The sequence below is a fragment of the Streptomyces sp. NPDC027663 genome, assembly GCF_055566415.1.
Map to the genome: position 1 here is coordinate 1 of NZ_JBVHSK010000041.1, position 2155 is coordinate 2155.

General features: G+C 66.8%; 2 protein-coding genes. Both read left to right on the forward strand.

The window, feature by feature from the left end:
• Positions 1–1287 (forward strand): alpha-amylase family glycosyl hydrolase (locus ACZ4SF_RS38080; protein ID WP_468393661.1); only part of this gene is annotated, 1287 nt, incomplete at its 5' end.
• Positions 1284–2155, forward strand: an 872-nt coding sequence (locus ACZ4SF_RS38085) for an alpha-amylase family glycosyl hydrolase (protein WP_468393664.1), incomplete at its 3' end; no start/stop codon positions are given. The genes ACZ4SF_RS38080 and ACZ4SF_RS38085, both read left to right, overlap by 4 nt.

The following is a 2155-nucleotide window of genomic DNA, read 5'->3' on the forward strand; positions in this document are numbered from 1 at the left end:
ACGCTCACCGCGGGCCCGGACGACGTCGGCGTGCCCTGGGCGATCGGCTCCCCCGAGGGCGGCCACGACGCCGTCCACCCGGACCTCGGCACCCTCGAGGACTTCGACCACTTCGTCGCCGAGGCGGGGAAGCTGGGCCTGGAGATCGCGCTCGACTTCGCGTTGCAGTGCTCCCCCGACCACCCCTGGGTCCAGAAGCACCCGGAGTGGTTCCACCACCGCCCGGACGGGACGATCGCGTACGCCGAGAACCCGCCGAAGAAGTACCAGGACATCTACCCCATCGCCTTCGACGCCGACATGGACGGCCTGGTCGCCGAGACGGTCAGGGTGCTGCGGCACTGGATGGAGCACGGGGTGCGGATCTTCCGCGTGGACAACCCCCATACAAAACCGGTCGTTTTCTGGGAGCGTGTCATCGGCGAGATCAATGCGTCCGATCCGGACGTGATCTTCCTGGCGGAGGCGTTCACCCGCCCGGCGATGATGCACACCCTCGCCCAGGTCGGCTTCCAGCAGTCGTACACGTACTTCACCTGGCGCAACAGCAAGCGGGAGCTGACCGAGTACCTGACCGAGCTGTCGGGCGAGGCCGCCGCCTACATGCGGCCGAACTTCTTCCCCAACACGCCCGACATCCTGCACGCCTACCTCCAGCAGGGAGGACGTCCCGCGTTCGAGGTGCGGGCCGTGCTCGCCGCCACCCTCTCCCCCTCCTGGGGCATCTACAGCGGCTACGAGCTGTGCGAGAACACCCCGCTCAGGGAGGGCGGCGAGGAGTACCTGGACTCGGAGAAGTACCAGCTCAAGCCGCGCGACTGGGAAGCGGCGGAGCGCGAGGGGCGCAGCATCGCGCCGCTCGTCACCCGGCTCAACGCCGTCCGCCGGCGCAGCCCGGCCCTGCAGCAGCTGCGCGATCTGCACTTCCACCACGCCGACAAGGACGCGGTGATCGCCTACTCGAAGCGGAGCGGGTCGAACACGGTTCTGGTGGTCGCCAACCTCGACGCCCACCACACCCAGGAGACGACGGTCTCGTTGGACATGCCACAACTCGGCCTGGACTGGCACGAGTCCGTGCCGGTGCGTGATGAACTCACCGGCGAGACCTACTACTGGGGCAGGGCCAACTATGTGCGACTCGGGCCCGGTGGCGCACATGTGCTCACCGTCGGCCGGGTGTCCGGCCCGCCGCACGGCGGCGACGGGACACGGCGTCCCGCGGATGAGCACAGCAGCGTCCTGCGACCGTCCACCCCGCAGATCGGAGGGTCACCCACAATATGATCGTCAATGAGCCCGTTCCGGACACCTTCGAGGACACTCCCGCCAAGGACCGGGACCCGGAGTGGTTCAAACGCGCCGTCTTCTACGAGGTGCTGGTCCGCTCGTTCCAGGACAGCAACGGCGACGGCGTCGGCGACCTGAAGGGCCTGACCGCCAAGCTCGACTATCTGCAGTGGCTCGGCGTGGACGTCCTCTGGCTGCCGCCGTTCTTCAAATCACCGCTCAGGGACGGTGGTTACGACGTCTCGGACTACACCGCCGTCCTTCCGGAATTCGGTGACCTGGCCGACTTCGTGGAGTTCGTGGACGCCGCCCACCAGCGCGGCATGCGAGTGATCATCGACTTCGTCATGAACCACACCAGCGACCAGCACCCGTGGTTCCAGGAGTCGAGGCGGGATCCGCAGGGCCCGTACGGGGACTACTACGTCTGGGCCGACGACGACAAGCAGTACCAGGATGCCCGGATCATCTTCGTCGACACCGAGGTCTCCAACTGGACGTACGACCCGGTACGCAAGCAGTACTACTGGCACCGCTTCTTCTCGCACCAGCCGGACCTCAACTACGAGAACCCGGCCGTGCAGGAGGAGATGATCTCCGCGCTGAAGTTCTGGCTGGATCTCGGCATCGACGGGTTCCGGCTGGACGCGGTGCCGTACCTGTACCAGGAGGAAGGCACCAACTGCGAGAACCTGCCGGCGACCCACGAGTTCCTGAAGCGGGTGCGCAAGGAGATCGACGCCCAGTACCCCGACAAGGTGCTCCTCGCCGAGGCCAACCAGTGGCCCGAGGACGTCGTCGACTACTTCGGCGACTACAGCTCCGGCGGCGACGAGTGCCACATGGCGTTCCACTTCCCGGTCAT